Source organism: Paracoccus sp. Z118 (assembly GCF_019061185.1).
Lineage (GTDB): Bacteria > Pseudomonadota > Alphaproteobacteria > Rhodobacterales > Rhodobacteraceae > Paracoccus.
The window spans coordinates 1-1143 of record NZ_JAHQZU010000095.1; the positions used below are offsets into that span (position 1 = coordinate 1).

General features: G+C 65.9%; 2 protein-coding genes. One reads left to right on the forward strand and one right to left on the reverse strand.

The genetic code is table 11. The features are described from left to right. Positions 1-218: 218 nt before the first annotated feature. Positions 219-608: a hypothetical protein gene (locus KTN05_RS17620; protein ID WP_217330665.1), complete on the reverse strand. Its 390-nt coding sequence runs from the start codon at positions 606-608 to the stop codon at positions 219-221. A 223-nt stretch (positions 609-831) separates the two neighbouring features. On the opposite strand from KTN05_RS17620, the gene rsgA reads away from it, so the two are divergent. Beyond that, a partial coding sequence (gene rsgA, locus KTN05_RS17625; protein WP_254368344.1) for a GTPase RsgA occupies positions 832-1143 on the forward strand: 312 nt, incomplete at its 3' end.

A 1143-nucleotide genomic window follows, 5' to 3' on the forward strand; every position in this document is an offset into this window, starting at 1 on the left:
TGGTGATCCTGATCTCCATCCTCATGCACGGGCTGACCGTCACGCCCGTCATGCGCCTGCTCGATCGGACCCACGGCCGCGATCCCGATGCAGATTCCATTCCTCCGCCGGGTTTGCAGGGCCCAGGCGCCGGGTGATCCCAGCCGGATCGCGAGAGACGCCACGGGATCACACCCCGGATCGCAACACGCCTGCTGCAGGCGCCCACCGGGCCTGCCTCAGTTCGTGAAGGCGTTGATCAGTTCGATGACGGCTAGGACTTTCCGGGTGTCGCGGTCTACCCGGTAGGCCCGGTCGCCATCGCGATAATAGCGCCAGTCATCGCGGGTTTCGAGTTTCAGCTGCCGCGGATCTCGGACAACCACGTAGTCCCCGACCCGAAGCACATCGCCCACACGTGGATAGTAACGCTTGTCATCCTTTCGGGCCTGCCCGGGCGGCACGCAAGGCGGGTTCTTCTTGGCAAGCCCCGGCGGGCAATGATGCGCGGCGCGACCGTGCTCGCCTCGTCCTCCGTTCCCGTTGCCGTGACCGGGATCCGACATCGCCGGCGTCGCGAGCAGCGCTGCGGCAAGGGCCGCGGCGATCAGGGTGCCAAGATATCTCATGGTTCGTCTCCGTGCTTGCGCGTTCCGACCATAAACTCGCGGCGCGCGTCGGAGCACCAGACAGTCGAGATCACAAGGGGAAGAACTACCGCAAAATGGCTACCGCAGCAGCCCCTGTCTTAGACCATCAGTGAATGCCGCGCGCCTCGAGCGCTACCTGGCACTTGCAATGAAGCCGGCACGACGCCGGTGAACGTTCTGACGAAAGCGGACCAGGTGGCCGATGCCAAACCTTACCGGGGACCAGGTGGCAGGCCTGCAGCGCGGGCTTGAGGTCGTGACGCTGAATGCCAAGTCGCCGGATGCGGCGCTGGCGCTGGCGCCTTGGTGCGTCAGCGGTCAGACGGTCGCGCTGGTCGGCTCGTCGGGGGTGGGGAAATCCTCGCTGCTGAACACGCTTGCGGCGAACGCACCGGAAGAGGCGCAGCTGACCGGCAGCCTCCGCGAGGCGGACGCAAAGGGTCGACACACGACCACATCGCGCTCGCTCCATGCGATTGTCGGCGGCGGCTGGGTAATCGACACGCCCGGCATT

What these genes read in the sequence shown, in the direction of transcription:
- KTN05_RS17620 (WP_217330665.1), bottom strand. Translation starts at nt 608, where the DNA reads ATGAGATATCTTGGCACCCTGATCGCCGCGGCCCTTGCCGCAGCGCTG.